Genomic DNA, 1,475 nt, shown 5'->3' on the forward strand with positions numbered 1-1,475 from the left:
ATGGCTGATATCGCTGAAGTACTGTGGCGTGACCACATGAACCACAACCCACAAAACCCTGAGTGGGCTGATCGCGACCGTTTTATTTTGTCGAACGGCCACGGTTCAATGCTAATTTACTCTCTGCTTCACCTGACAGGTTATGATCTTTCTATCGAAGATCTGAAGAACTTCCGTCAACTGCACTCTAAAACACCGGGTCACCCTGAATACGGTTACGCACCGGGTGTTGAAACAACAACGGGTCCACTAGGCCAAGGCATCACCAACGGTGTTGGCATGGCAATGGCTGAGAAAGCACTTGCTGCACAATTCAACCGTGAAGGCCACGACATCGTTGACCACAACACTTACGTGTTCATGGGCGATGGCTGTCTAATGGAAGGTATCTCTCACGAAGCATGTTCACTTGCAGGCACATTGGGCCTAGGCAAGCTAGTAGCATTCTGGGATGACAACGGCATCTCTATCGATGGTGAAGTTGAAGGTTGGTTCTCTGACGATACGCCTAAGCGTTTCGAAGCATACGGCTGGCATGTAATTCCTGCGGTTGATGGTCACGATGCTGACGCAATCAATGCAGCGATTGAAGCGGCGAAAGCAGAAACAGGTCGTCCAACGCTTATTTGTACTAAAACGGTTATCGGTTTTGGTTCACCAAACAAAGCTGGCACACACGACTGTCACGGCGCGCCACTAGGTGCTGAAGAAATTGCAGCAACCAAAGCACAACTTGGCTGGAACCACGGTCCATTCGAAATCCCTGCAGACATTACGGCTGAATGGGATGCGAAAGAAGCAGGTGCAGCGAAAGAAGCAAGCTGGAACGAGAAATTTGCAGCGTATGAAGCAGCTTTCCCTGAACTAGCGGCTGAATACAAGCGTCGTGTAAACGGTGATTTACCTGCACAGTGGGAAGAAAAAGCATCTGCAATCATTGCTGATCTTCAAGCTAACCCAGCAAACATTGCATCACGTAAAGCATCACAAAACGCACTAGAAGCGTTTGGTGCTATGCTGCCAGAATTCATGGGCGGCTCTGCTGACCTTGCGCCTTCTAACCTCACTATGTGGTCGGGTTCTAAGTCGCTAACAGCAGCTGACTTCTCGGGCAACTACATCCATTACGGTGTACGTGAGTTCGGTATGACAGCTATCATGAACGGTATTGCGCTACACGGTGGTTTCGTACCATACGGTGCAACTTTCCTAATGTTCATGGAATACGCGCGTAACGCAATGCGTATGGCTGCACTGATGAAAATTCAGAACATCCAAGTGTACACGCACGATTCAATCGGCCTAGGCGAAGATGGTCCAACGCACCAGCCTGTTGAGCAAATTGCATCACTGCGCCTAACACCAAACATGAGCACATGGCGTCCATGTGACCAAGTTGAATCTGCTGTTGCTTGGAAACTGGCAATTGAACGTAAAGATGGCCCAACATCGCTAATCTTCTCGCGTCAAAACCT

Annotated in this window: 1 protein-coding gene; it reads left to right on the forward strand. The window is 49.3% G+C overall.

The genetic code is table 11. The features are described 5' to 3' along the window. On the forward strand, positions 1-1,475 hold a 1,475-nt coding region (gene tkt, locus ASV53_RS23995), incomplete at both ends, for a transketolase (RefSeq protein ID WP_094958989.1).

Origin of the sequence: Photobacterium sanguinicancri (assembly GCF_002265265.1) — a bacterium.
GTDB classification, from domain to species: domain Bacteria; phylum Pseudomonadota; class Gammaproteobacteria; order Enterobacterales; family Vibrionaceae; genus Photobacterium; species Photobacterium sanguinicancri.